General features: G+C 39.9%; 18 protein-coding genes. 6 read left to right on the forward strand and 12 right to left on the reverse strand.

Annotated elements, in window-relative coordinates; genetic code table 11:
• Positions 1 to 221: 221 nt before the first annotated feature.
• Entirely contained in the window at positions 222 to 1,958 is a 1,737-nt protein-coding gene (locus tag QZ738_RS20935; protein ID WP_293790420.1) for a thiamine pyrophosphate-dependent enzyme, read from the forward strand.
• A 146-nt stretch (positions 1,959 to 2,104) separates the two neighbouring features.
• On the opposite strand, the gene hppD is transcribed toward QZ738_RS20935, so the two are convergent.
• The gene (gene hppD / locus QZ738_RS20940) at positions 2,105 to 3,235 is read right to left on the reverse strand and encodes a 4-hydroxyphenylpyruvate dioxygenase (protein WP_293790423.1); all 1,131 of its coding nucleotides are present in this window, start codon (positions 3,233 to 3,235) and stop codon (positions 2,105 to 2,107) included.
• 435 nt (positions 3,236 to 3,670) lie between these two features.
• On the reverse strand, positions 3,671 to 4,837 hold the full coding sequence (locus tag QZ738_RS20945) for a homogentisate 1,2-dioxygenase (protein ID WP_293790425.1): 1,167 nt from the start codon (positions 4,835 to 4,837) through the stop codon (positions 3,671 to 3,673).
• Between the two features lie 278 nt (positions 4,838 to 5,115).
• Here QZ738_RS20945 and QZ738_RS20950 point away from each other — a divergent pair, with 278 nt between their 5' ends.
• The 5 genes from QZ738_RS20950 to QZ738_RS20970 all read left to right on the forward strand — a co-directional run bounded on the left by QZ738_RS20950 (position 5,116) and on the right by QZ738_RS20970 (position 8,831).
• Complete coding sequence (locus QZ738_RS20950) at positions 5,116 to 5,571, forward strand: hypothetical protein (RefSeq protein ID WP_293790428.1); 456 nt, start codon at positions 5,116 to 5,118, stop codon at positions 5,569 to 5,571.
• Between the two features lie 67 nt (positions 5,572 to 5,638).
• Positions 5,639 to 6,643 carry a fumarylacetoacetate hydrolase family protein gene (locus QZ738_RS20955; RefSeq protein WP_293790431.1) on the forward strand — a complete coding sequence of 335 codons (1,005 nt, stop codon included), beginning with the start codon at positions 5,639 to 5,641 and terminating at the stop codon, positions 6,641 to 6,643.
• A gap of 140 nt (positions 6,644 to 6,783) precedes the next feature.
• Positions 6,784 to 7,131 (forward strand): four helix bundle protein, encoded by a 348-nt coding sequence (locus QZ738_RS20960; RefSeq protein ID WP_293790588.1) that lies wholly within the window; start codon positions 6,784 to 6,786, stop codon positions 7,129 to 7,131.
• Between the two features lie 181 nt (positions 7,132 to 7,312).
• Positions 7,313 to 8,200 carry a flavin reductase family protein gene (locus QZ738_RS20965; RefSeq protein ID WP_293790590.1) on the forward strand — a complete coding sequence of 296 codons (888 nt, stop codon included), beginning with the start codon at positions 7,313 to 7,315 and terminating at the stop codon, positions 8,198 to 8,200.
• A 25-nt stretch (positions 8,201 to 8,225) separates the two neighbouring features.
• Positions 8,226 to 8,831 carry a YdeI family protein gene (locus tag QZ738_RS20970; RefSeq protein WP_293790434.1) on the forward strand — a complete coding sequence of 202 codons (606 nt, stop codon included), beginning with the start codon at positions 8,226 to 8,228 and terminating at the stop codon, positions 8,829 to 8,831.
• Here the strand turns inward: QZ738_RS20970 and QZ738_RS20975 are convergent, their stop codons facing one another.
• The 10 genes from QZ738_RS20975 to QZ738_RS21020 form a co-directional block, all read right to left on the reverse strand.
• Entirely contained in the window at positions 8,832 to 9,377 is a 546-nt protein-coding gene (locus QZ738_RS20975) for a C40 family peptidase (protein ID WP_293790436.1), read from the reverse strand.
• Between the two features lie 116 nt (positions 9,378 to 9,493).
• Positions 9,494 to 9,868, reverse strand: coding sequence for a DUF4870 domain-containing protein (locus tag QZ738_RS20980; RefSeq protein ID WP_293790438.1), 375 nt, complete (start codon positions 9,866 to 9,868; stop codon positions 9,494 to 9,496).
• Positions 9,869 to 9,915: 47 nt separating this feature from the next.
• Complete coding sequence (locus QZ738_RS20985; RefSeq protein WP_293790441.1) at positions 9,916 to 10,617, reverse strand: SDR family oxidoreductase; 702 nt, start codon at positions 10,615 to 10,617, stop codon at positions 9,916 to 9,918.
• A 185-nt stretch (positions 10,618 to 10,802) separates the two neighbouring features.
• Positions 10,803 to 12,584, reverse strand: a complete 1,782-nt coding sequence (locus tag QZ738_RS20990) for an aromatic amino acid hydroxylase (protein WP_293790444.1) — start codon at positions 12,582 to 12,584, stop codon at positions 10,803 to 10,805.
• A gap of 270 nt (positions 12,585 to 12,854) precedes the next feature.
• Positions 12,855 to 13,052 carry a hypothetical protein gene (locus QZ738_RS20995; protein ID WP_293790447.1) on the reverse strand — a complete coding sequence of 66 codons (198 nt, stop codon included), beginning with the start codon at positions 13,050 to 13,052 and terminating at the stop codon, positions 12,855 to 12,857.
• Positions 13,053 to 13,623: 571 nt separating this feature from the next.
• Positions 13,624 to 14,133 carry a GtrA family protein gene (locus QZ738_RS21000; protein ID WP_293790450.1) on the reverse strand — a complete coding sequence of 170 codons (510 nt, stop codon included), beginning with the start codon at positions 14,131 to 14,133 and terminating at the stop codon, positions 13,624 to 13,626.
• A 78-nt stretch (positions 14,134 to 14,211) separates the two neighbouring features.
• Complete coding sequence (locus tag QZ738_RS21005; protein WP_293790453.1) at positions 14,212 to 14,895, reverse strand: CAP domain-containing protein; 684 nt, start codon at positions 14,893 to 14,895, stop codon at positions 14,212 to 14,214.
• Between the two features lie 175 nt (positions 14,896 to 15,070).
• Positions 15,071 to 15,835, reverse strand: a complete 765-nt coding sequence (locus tag QZ738_RS21010) for an SDR family oxidoreductase (protein WP_293790456.1) — start codon at positions 15,833 to 15,835, stop codon at positions 15,071 to 15,073.
• A gap of 86 nt (positions 15,836 to 15,921) precedes the next feature.
• Complete coding sequence (locus tag QZ738_RS21015; RefSeq protein WP_293790459.1) at positions 15,922 to 16,329, reverse strand: AraC family transcriptional regulator; 408 nt, start codon at positions 16,327 to 16,329, stop codon at positions 15,922 to 15,924.
• A gap of 132 nt (positions 16,330 to 16,461) precedes the next feature.
• Positions 16,462 to 16,944 (reverse strand): DUF6252 family protein, encoded by a 483-nt coding sequence (locus QZ738_RS21020; RefSeq protein ID WP_293790461.1) that lies wholly within the window; start codon positions 16,942 to 16,944, stop codon positions 16,462 to 16,464.
• Positions 16,945 to 16,947 lie beyond the last annotated feature (3 nt).

Genomic DNA, 16,947 nt, shown 5'->3' on the forward strand with positions numbered 1-16,947 from the left:
AACAAAATTGAAATCGCTTCGTGTTTTGTTATTTCAAAGGTGCACTTCATTTATGAAGTTTTAGTGAAGAAACTTCATGAAGCTAGGGTAGCTTTGCTGATGTTACATCGCGCTAAAGTCTTTTCAAGGTCAGATTGGTGATTTTTGCTTCAGGCTTAAAACAATAGATCATCTTCTACTATTTATTAGCTAGATAAAATCCATCATTTAAAAATATTTTCATGAGTAAAAATGTTGCAGAACAACTGGTTGAAATGCTGGTTGAGGTTGGCGTAAAAAGAGTTTATGCCGTTACCGGAGATAGTTTGAATTATTTTAACGACGCTGTAAGAAGAAATGGCCAGATTAAGTGGATCCACGTACGTAACGAGGAGGTGGGTGCTTTTGCTGCGGCGGCGGAAGCCGAACTAGACGGGATTGCCTGCTGCGCCGGGAGCTGTGGTCCAGGCCATGTACACTTGATTAACGGTCTATACGATGCACACCGAAGCCATGTGCCGGTAATTGCCATTGCCTCCACCATTCCAACTGGTGAATTCGGGATGGATTATTTTCAGGAAACGAATACCATAAAATTATTTGACGATTGCAGTTACTATAACCAGGTAGCTACCACCGCCGAACAGGCGCCAAGAATGTTTCAAACCGCCGTTCAGCATGCCATTCATAAAAAAGGTGTTGCCGTTTTTGGTTTGCCTGGCGATGTAGCCCAGCTGGACGCGGTAGAAAGCGTAACGTCTATGCAATTATTCAACAATAAGCCGGTAATCCGTCCTGCTGATCAGGAGTTGAAAGATTTATCAGACCTGATTAATGGGGAAAAGAAAATTACGATTTATTGTGGTATCGGTGCCGCCGATGCGCATGATGAAGTGGTAGAACTGGCAGCTAAATTAAAAGCACCTGTAGGATTTTCTTTTAGAGGGAAAATGGGCATACAATACAATAACCCTTATGAAGTAGGGATGACAGGACTTTTAGGACAGCCATCAGGCTACCATGCCATGCATGAGGCCGACTTGGTGCTTTTACTGGGAACCGATTTTCCTTATGTAAATTTTATGCCTGTTAAGAACAAAATCGTACAGATTGATGAAAAACCCGAACGGTTGGGCAGAAGAGCTAAACTGACCATGGGCTTATGTGGGAATATCGCCGATTCAATAAAAGCATTAATGCCGCTGCTTACTGAAAAGAAAAATGACGATTTCTTAAAATCTCAATTAGAATTCTATCAAAAAGTTAAGGAAAGGCAGCAGGTTTATGTTAAAGATCAGGGTGAGGAAAATAAAGTACAACCCGAATTTGTAGCCGAAACGATCAACCGTTTAGCGGCTGATGATGCCATTTTTACCGTTGATACGGGGATGTGCTGCGTTTGGGGAGCACGTTTTATCGATGGAACAGGCAAACGTAAAATGTTGGGTTCTTTTAACCACGGCTCTATGGCGAATGCGATGCCGATGGCCATTGGCGCTGCGTTAGCTCATCCAGAACAACAAGTGGTTGCGCTATGTGGCGATGGTGGCCTATCCATGCTCTTGGGCGATCTGGCAACCATTAAACAATATAACCTGCCTGTAAAACTGATTGTTTTTAACAATAGGGCTTTAGGTATGGTGAAGCTGGAAATGGAGGTTGATGGTTTGCCAGACAATGAGACGGATATGATCAATCCCGATTTTGCCTTGGTCGCTCAGGCCATGGGATTTAAAGGAATGACGGTAACCAAACCGGAAGAAGTGGAAACAGCAATCAGTTATGCGCTCAATGAAAATGGTCCGGTTTTATTAAACATCATGACCAATCCGAATGCTTTGGCCATGCCACCAAAAATAGAATGGGAGCAAATAAAAGGCATGACAGAATCGATGGCAAAACTGATGCTGGGTGGAAAAATGAGTGAGGTTTTGGATACGATAAAATCGAATTATAAACACTTGGGGGAGGTGTTGTAAGTGATAATTAGCCGTCATCTTGACTGAAGCGAAGCGAAATGCCCGCCTGTGCGGACAGGCCTGCCCGTACAGGCGGCGAGAGATCTATCTGAGCAGATCTCTCGACTACGTTGCACTCCGCTCGAGATGACGGAATTACTATTACACTATAAATTGCCCCTTAATTCCTGTTCGCGCTCTAATGATTCAAACAATGCTTTAAAGTTACCTGCGCCAAAGCTTTGTGCACCTTTACGTTGAATAATTTCGAAGAAAAGGGTCGGGCGGTCTTCAACTGGTTTGGTGAAAATCTGTAACAGATAACCTTCTTCATCACAATCAACTAAAATGCCCAGGCTCTCCAATAAGGCTATTTCTTCATCAATTTTGCCTACGCGTTGCGGCATCATATCATAATACGCTTCTGGTGGAGCACTCAAAAATTCAACACCACGCGACTTTAATTCTTTAACTGTTTTTACAATGTCTTTTGTGGCTACGGCAATATGCTGAACGCCTTCTCCTTCATAATATTCCAGGTATTCTTCAATCTGCGATTTCTTTTTACCCTCTGCCGGCTCATTGATCGGGAATTTCGAATAACCGTTGCCATTACTCATCACTTTACTCATCAAAGCAGAATATTCTGTATTGATCTGCTTATCGTCAAAAGATAGAATATTTACAAAACCCATTACATCTTCATACCATTGTACAGCTTCATTCATGCGGTTCCAACCTACATTGCCTACGCAGTGATCAATATATAACAGACCGGTATCGGTAGGTTGATAATCGCTTTCCCACACACGGTAACCCGGCATAAAGGTTCCGTTATAATTTTTACGCTCTATAAACATGTGGACAGTTTCGCCATAGGTGTAGATACCGCTCATTTTAACTTCGCCAAATTCATCTGTTAAGGTTTTTGGCTCCATATACGGTTTCGCACCGCGTTTTGTAGTTTCTTCAAAAGCGCTGAATGCGTCATCTACCCAAAGTGCTAATACCTTTACTCCATCGCCATGTTTTTTAACATGCTCTGATATTGGATGATCAGATTTTAGCGCTGTAGTTAAGATGAGCCTGATTTTGCCCTGTTGCAGTACATAGGATGCCCGATCGCGCACGCCGGTTTCTGGTCCCGCATAAGCTAAGCTTTGAAAACCAAATGCCGTTTTATAATAATGAGCGGCCTGTTTGGCATTACCCACATAAAATTCAATATAATCTGTTCCGTTAATAGGCAGAAAATCTGGTGCTTTTGATATTTTTTCTGCAAAAGTTTGTGTTTCCATTTGTTCGTTATTATTTAAATCCGAGCTCGGGGGTGACGAAGTCGGATGTGATATGTTGTTGTTAACTGTTATAAGGTTGAATGTCGTCAAGTTTAAATGTTGGATAATTGCTCAACTCTGTTCCCTTTGCATTTGATCCTAGGTCTATGTTCATCCTGATTATTTATATTCATTTTAACTTCGAACTTCGGACCTCGGTCTTTTCCCGACTTTTGACTATTTCTATGCACTTTATCTTCGGACTTCGGTCTTCCCGACTTCTAACTATTTCTATGCACTTTATCTTCGGACTTCGGTCTTTTCCCGACTTCTGACTATTTCTATGCACTTTATCTTCGGACCTCGGACTACGGTCTTCCGGACTTCTGACTATTTCTATGCACTTTATCTTCAGACTTCGGACTTCGGACCTCGGTCTCCGGACTTCTGACTCATTTATTCTACGTTAATTTGCCAGCTTTTATGATAGTTTTCGTCTTCAATATCGAGGGCATCCTGCGTAAGCATTAAAGGCTTAAAAGGATCGATCATTACCGCCAGCTCCTCTGTTTTTTCTTTTCCGATTGATTTCTCTACGGTACCTGGATGTGGCCCATGCGGAATTCCACCCGGATGTAATGTAATTTGACCTTTAACCACGCTTTTGCGGCTCATAAAATCACCATCTACATAATAAAGTACTTCATCGCTATCTACATTGCTATGGTTGTAAGGTGCGGGAATCGAGTCGGGATGGTAGTCGTATTTGCGGGGAACAAAAGAGCAAACCACAAAATTGTGTCCCTCGAAAGTTTGATGAACCGGAGGTGGTTGGTGTAAGCGGCCTGTTATCGGCTCAAAATCGTGTATAGAGAAAGCATATGGATAATGATAACCGTCCCAGCCTATATAATCAAAAGGGTGCGTACCATAGGTATAAGGATAAATTAAGCCCTGTTTTTTTATCAGCACTTTAAAATCCCCATATTCATCATTTGTTTGCAGGTTCTCTGGTAGTCTCAGGTCCCGTTCACAATAAGGCGCATGTTCCATCAACTGTCCATATTGATTTAAATATCTTTTTGGAGGCCTTAAAGGACTAAAACTTTCTACAATAAACAACCTGTTTTGTTCCGTATCAAATTCCATCTGATAAATGGTTCCTCTTGGGATCATCAGATAATCGCCATAAGCAAATTTAATTTCTCCGAATCCTGTTTTCAGCTTTCCTGAACCTTCATGTACGAAAATCATTTCATCAGCCTGACTATTTTTGTAGAAATAATCAGTCATTGATTTTTTTGGCGCAGCCAAAACGATATGCAGATCGCTGTTGACCAGAACAGCCTTCCTGCTTTCCAGAAAATCATCTTCGGGTTTAATGTTAAAACCGATCAGACTGGTGTGTTTCAGGTGCTTTTCCCGGGCTATTTTTGGCTCCACACTATAAGGTTCACCCAAGTGTTTTACGATGGTTGGCGGATGGCAATGATAAACCAATGAATATAAACTGGAAAAACCCTCGGTTGATACCAGTTCTTCGGCATAAAGATTCCCATCAGGTTTACGAAAAACCGTGTGACGTTTAGCTGGAATCTGCCCCATTTTATGATAAACAGGCATAATTAAATGGTGTTATGGTTAGAAAGAAAGAATCTTAATGAATGAACAATTAAAACGGCAATGCGTTTCAATTTAAAAAGAAAGGTAAACGAAAATTACAGAGAATATTGGGCCATGATCAGCTTGGATAGCATCTTGTAGCGACGGGCCGCTATGGCGTCGTTGACTAGTGTAATATGTAATGCTTTTAAGATCATGGTTTTAATGATACCAAGGTAAGTATTTTATTTAAAAGTTAAAATTTTAATTATCTTTAATTGCTTACTACAACCATCTTCATGAAATTTATTTTTACATGTTTAATTTTTTTAGCCTTTGGCTATAGCACTTTTGCGCAACAAAAGGGCAGGTACAACATTAGGGTTATAGATCTAAACGGAAAAGGAGTAAGAGGATCCTTTTATGCTGCGGCAGATGATGGATTAACCATTATCAGAAACCGGAGGGATACCCTAAAATTAAGTGCGGACAGCATCAGTGCCTTGTATATATACCGAAAAGGAATTGCCGCACCTCTGGCCGTTGCCGGCGCTTTAACCTTTTTCGTATTAGCTGCCAGGAGCGATAAGCTGGTAGAATCGGTAGTATTTATTGCCGCGGGCGTGCCGGCAGGCGTATCCGGAGGTTTATTAATCGGTGGATTACTCTCCAACAAAAAACGCTACAAAAGACTTCAGGCAAAGGATTTTCCATTGATTAAATCAGATCTTCAAAAGTATACCATATTAAAATAATCACGTTTAAGTTTTATTTTGAATGAGCTAATTGTTTAGCTTTACCGCGTATTTAACCAAATCATATATGAAATTAGTATCTTATAAAACCGAAGACAGGGAGCATCTGGGCATATTTATCGACGGTCATATTTACAACCTGAATAGTTGCGATAAATTGCTTCCGGATAATATGAGTATGTTCTTGCAAGGTGGCGAAGTGTTAATGGAAAGAGCAAAAAGGATAGACGACCAGATAAAAGATGGGAGTTTAACTGCTAAAGAAGAAATTTTTTACGAGATTTTGGCACCTGTTCCACATCCTACAAGTTGCCGTGATGGTTATGCCTTCAGGCAACATGTTGCTGCGGCACGTAGAAACAGAAAGGTTGATATGATCCCACAGTTTGATGAGTATCCGATCTTTTATTTCACTAATCACAACGCTATTCAGGGAACAGGGGAAATTGAATGCATGCCAGATCATTTTGATAAGTTGGATTTCGAACTGGAACTAGCCATTGTTATCGGTAAAAAAGGTAGGAATATTAAAGCTGCAGAGGCTGATGAGTATATTGCCGGTTATATGATAATGAACGATATGAGCGCCCGCACTTTGCAGATGGAAGAGATGTTATTGAATTTAGGCCCTGCAAAGGGAAAAGATTTTTCTACCGTAATTGGTCCATGGCTGGTCACACCAGATGAACTGTTGCAGTATAAGGTTGCGCCCAAGGAAGGACATGTGGGCAACGCTTACGACCTTAAAATGACCTGTAGGGTAAACGGCATTGAAGTATCAAGAGGAAACGCCGCTGATATGGACTGGACTTTTGCAGAAATTATAGAACGCTGTGCTTATGGGGTAGATATTCTGCCTGGTGACGTAATTGGTTCAGGAACAGTAGGAACAGGTTGTTTCCTGGAATTAAACGGTACCGGTTTACTAAACGATCCGAATTATAAAGTGCAATGGCTGCAGCCTGGCGATGTGGTGGAGATGGAGATCACAGGCTTGGGAGCATTAACCAATACGATTACGAAAGCTGATACGGATTTTTCGATCCTGGCGTTGAAGAAGTCTCAACAATAAATGTTGAAAGTTCGAAAGTTTTAAGGTTGAATGTTTTGGCCGTATGTTGAATTTCAATTAAAGGAATCTTTATCTGTAAGGACCAAATATGTCGATTGAAATTTGATTATATCTTAATAGTTTATCTATACAGTTTGATAATGGCAAAAGTTGAGAAATTTGAAGATTTAGAAATCTGGCAATTAGCTAAAGAGGTAGGAGTTGAGGCTTACCGTATTTCAGATTTAGAGCCCATGAAATCTGACTTTGGTTTAAAAGATCAGTTCAGGCGAGCAGCAATGTCTGATAATGTTGCTGAAGGATTTGAATATAATAATAATCCAGATTTTATTCGCTTTTTGGTTTATGCCAAAGGCTCTTCCGGCGAATTCAGAAATAAACTTATTGTGCTGGAGGAAGCCAAAAAGCTTTCAATTGATGATTTTAATTTCTTTATGCCAAATGCGTTGAATTTTCTGCCAAAACAAAAAGATTTATCGATTACTTAAGAGATTTTTGAGAAGAAAAAGAAAATTTTGAAAAAAGGAATATAATCTTTTGTTGTGTTCTTTAAATCTTTCAACGTTCATGTTATTAGTGAGTTTAATTAAGAATCCAGAACATTTTCAATATTTCAACATTTCAACCTTTCAACATTTTAACCTTTCAACATTTAAACCCAATAAAACTTTGCTAACCCTAAATACTTCCGATTTAACCCCGGTAGAACTGCAAAACTACCTTCAGTATGCTATCGCTCCGCGACCGATCTGCTTCGCCTCAACTATTGATGCGGACGGACATATCAATTTGAGCCCTTTCAGTTTCTTTAATATGTTCAGCACCAATCCGCCGATCTGTATTTTTTCGCCTTCAAGAAGGGTACGCGATAATACCACAAAACATAGCCTGGAAAATGTACTCCAGGTTAAGGAATGCGTGATCAATATTGTAAACTACGATATGGTGCAGCAGATGAGTTTAGCCAGTACCGAATATGCCAAAGGGGTAAACGAGTTTGAAAAAGCCGGATTTACCATGTTGAAATCTGATCTGGTAAAACCACCAAGAGTTGCTGAAGCGCCTGTGCAGTTTGAGTGTGTAGTGAATGAAGTGATCGCTTTAGGTGATAACCATGGTGCCGGAAACCTCGTACTGGCTGAAATAAAAGTAATCCATATTAATGAAGCGGTTTTAGATGAAAATGGCAGGATAGATCAGTATAAAATGGATCTCGTTGCCCGTTTGGGCGGCGATTGGTATTGCAGGGTTACTGCCGATAATCTGTTCAAAGTAGCAAAACCTTTAGCCAAACTGGGTATTGGAGTAGACCGTTTGCCACAATCAGTCCGTTATTCTAAAGTATTAACCGGGAATGATCTGGGGATGCTCGGAAATGTTGAGCAGCTACCGAATGATGAAGAAATTGATCTGATCAGCACAAATCCCGATGTTAAGGAAATACTTGATGCCACCATTGGCGATAGTACCAACCGCGAAAGAGAACTACACGAACTCGCCAGAAAATTTTTGAATACCGGTGATGTAGATCTTGCTTTAAAGATCGTTTTGCTGTAGATTTATTTATCAAAATTTAAGACCAATGCATGCCAGTGTTCAGGTAGACCAGTACATCATCAATTCTGCGGAATTCGCGATTCCCATTCTAGATTATTTAAGAAACCTGATCCATCGGGCAGACGCCAGGATTGAAGAGAAAATTAAGTGGGGGATGCCTTTCTTCGATTATAAAGGAACAGTTTGCCACATCGCTTCTTTTAAACATCATTGCGCCTTTGGTTTTTGGAAAGGGGCACTAATAAATGATGAATTTGGTATTTTCAAAGAAAGGTCTGAATCCATGGGTTCGTTGGGCAAAATAAAATCTTTTGATGATTTGCCGGCAGATGAAATCCTTATCGCTTACATTCAACAGGCTATCCGGTTAAATGAGGATGGTGTAAAGTTGCCCTCAAAACCAAAATCTACGGAGAAAAAGGAAATTGTGGTGCCGGAATATTTTATGGAGGCTCTACAGGAAGATCCCGTAGCATTAGCGGTATTCCAGAATTTCAGTCCTTCCAATAAAAAAGATTATGTTTTGTGGCTGGAAGAAGCTAAAACCGAAGCTACCAGGCTGAAAAGACTGGAAACTACTATCGAATGGCTTGCAGAAGGCAAAACAAGAATGTGGAAGTACAAAAAATAGTTAAAGAATACTGACAATTTTCATGAAACGGTCCTTATAGTGGCCGTTTAAATCAGTAATCGTTACCTGATGTGCTTTCCCTGAAGAGGCATGAATAAATTTGATCCCGTTTTCATCAATCGAATAAACGATCCCTACATGACCGATCCTTCTTATTCTTGAATTGGTGCCGGTAAAAATCAACACATCACCTACTTTTGCATTTTCTAAACTGGTTTCTTTACCCGCATAGCTAAACTCTCTCGAAGAACGGGGCACTTTGAAGCCGAAATTACTGAATACATAACTTACAAAACCAGAACAATCGAAACCAACTTTTGGGTTGCTTGTAGCGTAACGATAAGGAATTCCTAACATGCTTTTGGCAAAATCGATGAGCGTAGTCGAATTTGTGGAAGAATTTTTCTCTGTTATCGTCGTGTTTTTTGGAAGATTGGCCACTAATTTCTTGACCAGTTCCTGGTATTGCACGGGGATGATTGTTTGGGCTTTTCCTGCCGTTGCAGACAAAATGAAAAACAAAATCGGGACTATTATTTTCTTCATATGTTGGCGGTAAAGATATGAAAAATATACAAAGTGCATTAAAATGTTGAAAACCAGTTAAAACAAAAAAAGCCCGGACACATTAATCCGGACTTAAACTAAATATTTAGATTTGATTAAATATTTGGGAACATGGTTTGAGCTTTGTCGCCAATTAAGGGAATTGGTTTCTTTTCTCCCTGAATGGCGGCAATTAGTCCGATTATCCACAATACGAAAAGTCCGATCTGAACGACACGGAGAATATAATAACTACCTCCAAAGCCTGTTGAAAAAATTAATGGAATTAGCAGCAAGCTTAATGCCCAGCTCAATACGGTTGATACCAGGTGGAACAACAGCGTTTGTTTTAAATGGTACCTGCTTAGTTCAGTCTGGTTGTCTTTATACATTGCGAAATAGGCAATTAACCAGCCAATAAACCAAAAGTAGCTTACTATTGCCGCGTTCTTGCCACTGTCGGCCGTCTTAAAAGGAGAATTTGTTTCCATAGGTTTTTTTAGTTTTTCGATATCGCAAATTACTAAAAAATATCAGATTATGGCGTGGTAACGGCTACAGGTAAAATCTTTCCATTAAAAAATTTGTGTCCGGTTTTTGCAAAATCGGCAACATATTTTCCCATTTCAAATGCCATCACAGGACTCTGGTACCCCGGGAAAGCTGCTTCCAACATTTCTGTCTGTGCTGATCCCAGGGCAAGGCAATTAATTTTAATTCCTGTTTCTGCCAATTCAAAAGCCAAGCATTCCGTGAGTGTATGCAAGGCCGCTTTACTTGCCGAGTAGGCAGAAAGTCCCGGAAATTTTACGCTTCCCTGAAAGCCGCCCATGCTGCCAATATTAACAATGTGGCTTCCGCTTTGCATTAAAGGCAAAAGGTTCTGGATCATCCTGAAATGAGAAATCACATTGCTCTGTAACATTTCACCCAGATCAGTTTCCGTAGTTTCTAAAAACGGTTTGTTAATTAAGGCCCCCGCATTGTTGATCAGGATATCTATTGTACCTAAACGTTCTTTCAAAAATGGGATCAGTGCGGCATAATCATCATTTACGATGTCAAATTCTACCGGTAAAAGCGTACAATCTGGATTAATGCCACGGGCAATCTCCAGCAGTTTACGCAGTTTATCTGCCGAACGGGCAATAGCAACAATTTTGTTTTCTTTGTTTAAGCAGAACTCTAAAGCGGTTTCGAAACCAATTCCACTACTGGCACCTGTAATTATAATGTTCATTAAAAAATGTTAAAATTTGTTGTAAAGTTAAAAGGTTCTTTGTCATAGTCCTCGTTTGTAACGAGGTTTATTGAAACTGGCGATTGTATCGCCAATTAGTAATTAAAAAATACTTTTTAAATGGTGTTAATCACATTACAACTGTGATTTTTACTTCATGCTTATCATTAAAGAATTGCCAACATTCAATCTTCCACAAGCAGCTGACTTACCGGGTTTTTAATCAGATGTAAACCATCATTGATTAATTTGGTATGATCTGGTTCTTTACCAGCCTTAATTTCAAGATAGACCTTAATTTCTTTTTCCAGCTGAGGATAAATCTTTTTATGATAAATAATCTCCAGGATTTCCAGGGCGCAAAGCCAGTCCTGTCTGTGGCTTGTTTTTAGTTGCAGAAAGATTTCGCCAAGCTGATCCAGGTTTTCGCCACTTTCCCTAATTGTCCTAACTGCCCGGTATAAATCATGCAGTTTTAAAGTTTTATCATCATGGGTGATCTGATGCGTTTTCTCCTTGCTAATTAAAGTAATCTCCTCATAAGCATCTTTATCAGCTGCTCCGTTAAACACAGATATAATTTTTTCCCCGACAGCCATGTCGTAAGTGCCCCATTCTGGTTTAAACAGTATATTTCCATTACTTTCGCTAACTGTACAATCAGTAAGGGCAATTAAAAGGAGCTTGTCGTTTTCAATAACAACATCCTTAACTATACCGGTTACGGTAATACCGCTTTCAAAAGTTAGTATAGTTTTCCTACCTTTGATGATATTCAGGCTTTGTAGCTCTGATAGCCTGTAATCCTCTAACGGTTTGTCAGCTCCTTTTAAGCGGCCTACCGGCGACGAAAAGCCATCTGCATGGTAATCTTTGCCATGTCCGCTCAGTTGTTTATTATTAAAGGCCAGTGCAGATGGTCCTTTAGTTTTAATAAAAGTTACTTCATCATTCTGGTTAATGCCCATATCGGTAAAGATACCACTCACCTGCAGGCCGGAGCTATAAACAGCAGTGGCTACACTTTTGCAGGCAATTGCTTTCATTACGCTTTCTGACCCGCCCCTTCGAAAGGCCATTGTATTGGCGAATTCTTCCAGCACATCAATCAGGTTTTGGAAGGTTTCCGTTACGAAAAGCTGTGGTTGGGGCTTGGTAATATCGTAAGTGTAATTAACCGTATCAATGTTGTACCAGAGTTTCTTGACATCATTTTGCATGCAGGTTGCACTCTCGCCAATGGATGAAAGTAAGCCTGCGCCGTAAATTTTTGGGTTTTCAACAGTACCGATCAAGCCGTATTCTACGGTCCACCAGTGTAAGCGACCAAGTAGGGCCATTTCGGAAGGTTCGCCCATATTTTCACTAATGAAACGCAGTTCTTTTTCTGCCTGGGCAATCTCCAATTCATCCGCATCTATCGCTTCTTTCAGAATGGATAATTTTCTGATGGCCTCGTAAAGCTCAAAATCTTTTGCCGAAAACATCGCCTTTGCACCAATGGAACCAAAATAGCTTAAATAATTATTGTAATCAGTATCGGCAATAATAGGCGCATGGCCAGCACTTTCGTGTATAATATCAGGAGCCGGGGTATATTCGATGTGGTTAATCTGGCGGATATCTGCGGCAATTACCAATACACGATAGGCTTGATACTCCATGAAAGCTGCCGGAGGAATAAAGCCATCAACCGTTACGGCTCCCCAGCCAATCTTGCCCAGGTTATCATTCATCGTTTGCAGATCTGGGATGTATTCGATGCTCAAACCAGCTCGTTGTAAGCCTTTTATATAGGGATAATAAGCTACATTTTTAAGATAACTGTAGTTTTGGCGCATTACGTATCGCCATACGGCCTGGTCTACAGGCGTGTATTTCCCGTAATTTTGTGCAACAATAAACTGCTTTAAGTGATTGGGCAATTTAGCTACCTGCGCATTGTTAAAATCATTAAAATGGCTCATGGTTGTTATGAAATAAGTTGGTCGGCAGCTAAGTTAGGATGTTGTTTTTATCTTAACAAGAAAGCCAGGCATAAATTAACAGGTTAACGTAATAAAGGTTTCAGTTGCCTAAAATGGCGGATTAATCATATAAAAAGGTGCTGCAGCATTTTATTGGTTAGGTTCTGTCGGGCTGTTTGCTATATCTCCGATGAAATCTGTGAAACAGCAAGCACTCCATAAGAAAACAAAAAATAGTGCTTAAATTGGAGGATGCCGCTTCCATCCCGTTTAGGTACAGCGGTTTGTGATGGTGAACCTGGTTTTCTCTGCAATTTGCTGAAAAACGAAAATAGCGGCACTGCTTTGGCCACCTAAACCCGACTGGCGCTTAAAGCCCGGAGCGAGGAACGATTGAGGACTTGTAGCAAAGGCGGGACTGAAAAAACCTAAATGCTTTTGAAACTGCTTTCCGAAAAAATTAAACAAGATTGATTAGGTTTATTATTTGGAAAGCTGCTGCAGCATTTTATCCGGAGGCTCAGGCCGGGCTGTTCGCTATATCTCCGATGAAACCTGTGAAACAAGCAAGTACTCCATAAGAAAACAAAAAACAGTGCTTAAATCGGAGGATGTCGCTTCCATCCCGTTTAGGTACAGCGGTTTGTGCCGTTGAACCTGGTTTTTTCTAAGATTCGCAAAAAAACACAAATAGCAGCACTGCTTTGGCCACCTAAACCCGACTGGCGCGTAAAGCCCGGAGCGAGGCACGAGTGAGGACTTGTAGCAAAGGCGGGACTGAAAAAACCTAAATGCTTTTGAAACTGCTTTCCGAAAAAATTAAACAAGATTGATTAGGTTTATCAATTGGAAAGGTGCTGCAGCATTTTATCGGTAGGCTCCGGCCGGGCTGTTCTAAATATCCCCGATAAAAAATCGGAGGATGTCGCTCGCGTCCCGTTTAGTTACTAAGACCTGTGCTTATCCCCTGAGCTTTATTTTCCGGCAACACTAATTCCGTGCTTTCTGCGTTTCCGTGGCCAATAATTGCTGCGGTTAATTAATCCTGCTTGCCTGTTTTATCTCCGATTTTCTTCACACTGAAAGTGAAATAATGTTGATACAGGTAACTGAAAAGAGCCATTGATACTGAAACGAGTATTCTTGATAAAATGGACAGAGTTGGATAATCTCTTAAAAGTTCCAGTAAAAACTTTAAGAAAACATAAGTAGCCAGAATATTGATAAACTGCAGATTTAAAAACCTGAAAAGCTGTACCCTACCTTTTAATTCGCTATGCGTAAATATAACATATTTGTTGAGCAGAAAACTGGTTGGTATGGCAACAACGTAGTCTATTAATAATGAGGCCGTTTCTCTTTGAAGCACAAATGTGCCAAAATTTACTTCCTCTGTTTTAAAAATAACAAAATAGGCAAAATAATAACTCAGGATACCCAGTAGCAAGGTGCTGCCACCAGTAGCCAGATACCGAAAATTATGTAAAGAAATAAATTTTTTAAAGGGAGGGTAAAAAAAATCTATGATGGCTAAAATTGCTTTGCGCATTACTTATACTGTTCGTTATTATTTTTGGGCGCAATTTACAATAAATTTCTATTGCCCGATAAAAGATCATTTGGGTATTTACTCTTCGACAATCTGGGTAGGGGCTAAAGCTACAAAATCAATTACTGCACACCAGCTGTAAGAGGGATGCGGTTGTATGCTCACACCAACGGTGTTCAGTTTGTACTTTTGATCAAGCAAATTAAACCGGTGACCAAGGGAAGGTACGCCACAATCTAACAATAAATGGCATACAATGTCCAGACTGTTCGAAAAGCCGAAGTCTATATTTTCGCTCATGGCTTTATTTGGGAAGTATTTCGATAAACGTTTCGAAAATTGATCACCATTGCTACTTTCATGTGTTTCGAGATTATTTCGGTTGAGGTCCTGGGCGTGACTACGGCTTAACGCAGATAATTTATCGTTAGGGTAAAATACGGGTAGATTTTTTAAGCCCTTTAGATGTTTTAGTAAAGAGGTATAGTAGCTGTTGTTACGGGCAATCCGCAGTTCGTTGTAATTTCTATATTGTTTAACCTTCGCGTTATAATTATTAATATAGTCTTCTAAAAAAGTGTAATAGAACTTTTCGCCATCAATACGGATCAGGTTCATATACATCACTACATTTTTCTCTTCGTTAGTTAAATAATGAGCATTTGCTGCGGTATTGGCCCTGCGGAATTCATTTTCTGTCCATTTTTGGGCATTAACCTGATGTACAAAAAATAAAAGGGCGAGTAAAAGTATGTTGCGCATCTGATGATTTTCAAGGATAACGCCATTTGGTGCAGATTATTTTCTGATTTAAGATTCGGATCGTGTTAATGGTTGGTGTTGACAGGCTATAATTAAAAATAACCACAAAGCCACGAAAGCATAAGGAATATTTTCTTCGTGTTCTTCGCGTCTTTGTGGTTAAAATTGTACTATTTTATAAAAACATACCACCAGATGCTTCAATGCGCTGTGCATTAATCCATCTGGCATCTTCGGTGCATAGAAATGCCACTATGCCACCGATATCATCTGGCAAACCCACACGGCCTAAAGCGGTATTGGCAGCAATAGCGGTATTGATCTGATCATTATCCCGTACCATTCCGCCGCCAAAATCAGTTTCGATGGCGCCGGGAGCAACAATGTTCGATCTGATTCCTCGTGAACCCAATTCTTTTGCCTGGTATTTGGTTAGGGTTTCCATTGCACCCTTCATCGAAGCATATGCAGCATAACCCGGGGTTGCAAAACGGGCCAGCCCCGATGAGAGGTTAACAATTCCGCTACCATCATTTAATAAGGGCAAAGCTTTTTGGGTTAAAAAGAAAGCACCTTTGAAATGGATATTTACCAGGGCATCAAACTGTTCTTCAGTAGTATCAGCAAATGAAGCGTGGATGCCAATCCCGGCATTGTTGATCAGGAAATCGAATTTTTCTGCGTGGAAGACAGATTTTAAAATACTTTTAACCTCGCTGAAAAAAGCATCAAAAGTTTTGGTATCGCCAACATTTAACTGAATTGCTGCTGCCGGTACACCCAGTGCTTTAATTTCGTTTACAGTAGCATCTGCTTCCTCTTTTTTAGATTGATAGGTTAAAATAACACCAATCCCTTTCGAGGCGATTTTTAAGGCGGCGTTTTTCCCCAGTCCGCGGCTACCTCCGGTTACCAGGGCAATTTTATTTTGCGTTTCCATTTTCTTTTTATTTGTTAAACAAAATTAGATGGAAATTGGCTGTAAAAATGGTGATAGCTTAAGTAAAAATGGTGACTGTTTAAGTTTTATGTATTGACAATTTCCTTATTGGCAACTAAAGACTCGAAATAAGCCTCCCGATACTGTTTTGGCGTTTGGCCGCCGAAGTGTTTAAAAAATTTGGTAAAGTTGGATGGATCGTAGGTTAATATCCTGGCAATTTCGGCTATGGGCATGTTCACATTTTGTAACATGGTTCTGGCAATCTCCATTAAACGCTCTTCGAAAAAATAACAGGGCGAATGCCCGGTAGCAGCTTTTATGGTATTGCTTAAATGTGTAGGATGAACATGAATAAGCTCGGCAAAATCTCTTACCTCAAACATTTCTGTAGCACGGCCGGATAAAATGTCGTCAAGATGTTTATCTAATTCTTTTAAATAATCTGCAGCAATTTCATGTCTACGGGCAAAAAATTTCTGGGGGATTTTCATATCAATAACTTTTGATGACTAAACAAATATAACATTCGGTTAAACGAATATGAAATAAGGTTGCCGGCTGCAGTTTTTATGATGGAAGGATGATATGCCATGCGATTTATTGATGTGATGCATGTGCGTGGTTTATTGCTTATCTATGCCTAGGTAAAAAATTCCATCGATTATTTTTACTATCGTTTTGCTATAATCTGTTGCAATAAAATGGAAAGTGCCTTTAATCTTTTGATCAGTTACGCTGAGAATCTGTACCTTTCCATCACTTAAGACATAATTTTCTTCATTTTCGCCACTTTGGGTCTTTTTAACATAAGCACCGGCAACCTGTATCTGATTGAGACTTAAAATATATTCTCCCACTCCATTGTAACCGATAATGTTCAGGTTGATCATCCGGTTTGAACCGCTACCTACTATCCTGAGCATTTTACCGCTTGGGCTGATTGTAAAATTGCTACTAATTACAGCATTATCAGTGAATTCTATTAAAGTATCATCTATGTAGATGCTAAAAATATCTTTTTCGGGTAAAGGTGTTTCTTTTTTGCAGGATGAAATAAAGAGGAGGCAGGTAAATGCCAAGGCGATTAATTTGAAAGATAGTTTCAAGAG

The sequence above is a fragment of the uncultured Pedobacter sp. genome (assembly GCF_913776295.1).
GTDB lineage: Bacteria > Bacteroidota > Bacteroidia > Sphingobacteriales > Sphingobacteriaceae > Pedobacter.

Excerpts from the sequence above, each read along its gene's own strand:
- QZ738_RS20935 (WP_293790420.1), top strand. The coding sequence starts at position 222 with ATGAGTAAAAATGTTGCAGAACAACTGGTTGAAATGCTGGTTGAGGTT.
- hppD (WP_293790423.1), bottom strand. The coding sequence starts at position 3,235 with ATGGAAACACAAACTTTTGCAGAAAAAATATCAAAAGCACCAGATTTT.
- QZ738_RS20945 (WP_293790425.1), bottom strand. The coding sequence starts at position 4,837 with ATGCCTGTTTATCATAAAATGGGGCAGATTCCAGCTAAACGTCACACG.
- QZ738_RS20950 (WP_293790428.1), top strand. The coding sequence starts at position 5,116 with ATGAAATTTATTTTTACATGTTTAATTTTTTTAGCCTTTGGCTATAGC.
- QZ738_RS20955 (WP_293790431.1), top strand. The coding sequence starts at position 5,639 with ATGAAATTAGTATCTTATAAAACCGAAGACAGGGAGCATCTGGGCATA.
- QZ738_RS20960 (WP_293790588.1), top strand. The coding sequence starts at position 6,784 with ATGGCAAAAGTTGAGAAATTTGAAGATTTAGAAATCTGGCAATTAGCT.
- QZ738_RS20970 (WP_293790434.1), top strand. The coding sequence starts at position 8,226 with ATGCATGCCAGTGTTCAGGTAGACCAGTACATCATCAATTCTGCGGAA.
- QZ738_RS20975 (WP_293790436.1), bottom strand. The coding sequence starts at position 9,377 with ATGAAGAAAATAATAGTCCCGATTTTGTTTTTCATTTTGTCTGCAACG.
- QZ738_RS20980 (WP_293790438.1), bottom strand. The coding sequence starts at position 9,868 with ATGGAAACAAATTCTCCTTTTAAGACGGCCGACAGTGGCAAGAACGCG.
- QZ738_RS20985 (WP_293790441.1), bottom strand. The coding sequence starts at position 10,617 with ATGAACATTATAATTACAGGTGCCAGTAGTGGAATTGGTTTCGAAACC.
- QZ738_RS20990 (WP_293790444.1), bottom strand. The coding sequence starts at position 12,584 with ATGAGCCATTTTAATGATTTTAACAATGCGCAGGTAGCTAAATTGCCC.
- QZ738_RS21000 (WP_293790450.1), bottom strand. The coding sequence starts at position 14,133 with ATGCGCAAAGCAATTTTAGCCATCATAGATTTTTTTTACCCTCCCTTT.
- QZ738_RS21005 (WP_293790453.1), bottom strand. The coding sequence starts at position 14,895 with ATGCGCAACATACTTTTACTCGCCCTTTTATTTTTTGTACATCAGGTT.
- QZ738_RS21010 (WP_293790456.1), bottom strand. The coding sequence starts at position 15,835 with ATGGAAACGCAAAATAAAATTGCCCTGGTAACCGGAGGTAGCCGCGGA.
- QZ738_RS21015 (WP_293790459.1), bottom strand. The coding sequence starts at position 16,329 with ATGAAAATCCCCCAGAAATTTTTTGCCCGTAGACATGAAATTGCTGCA.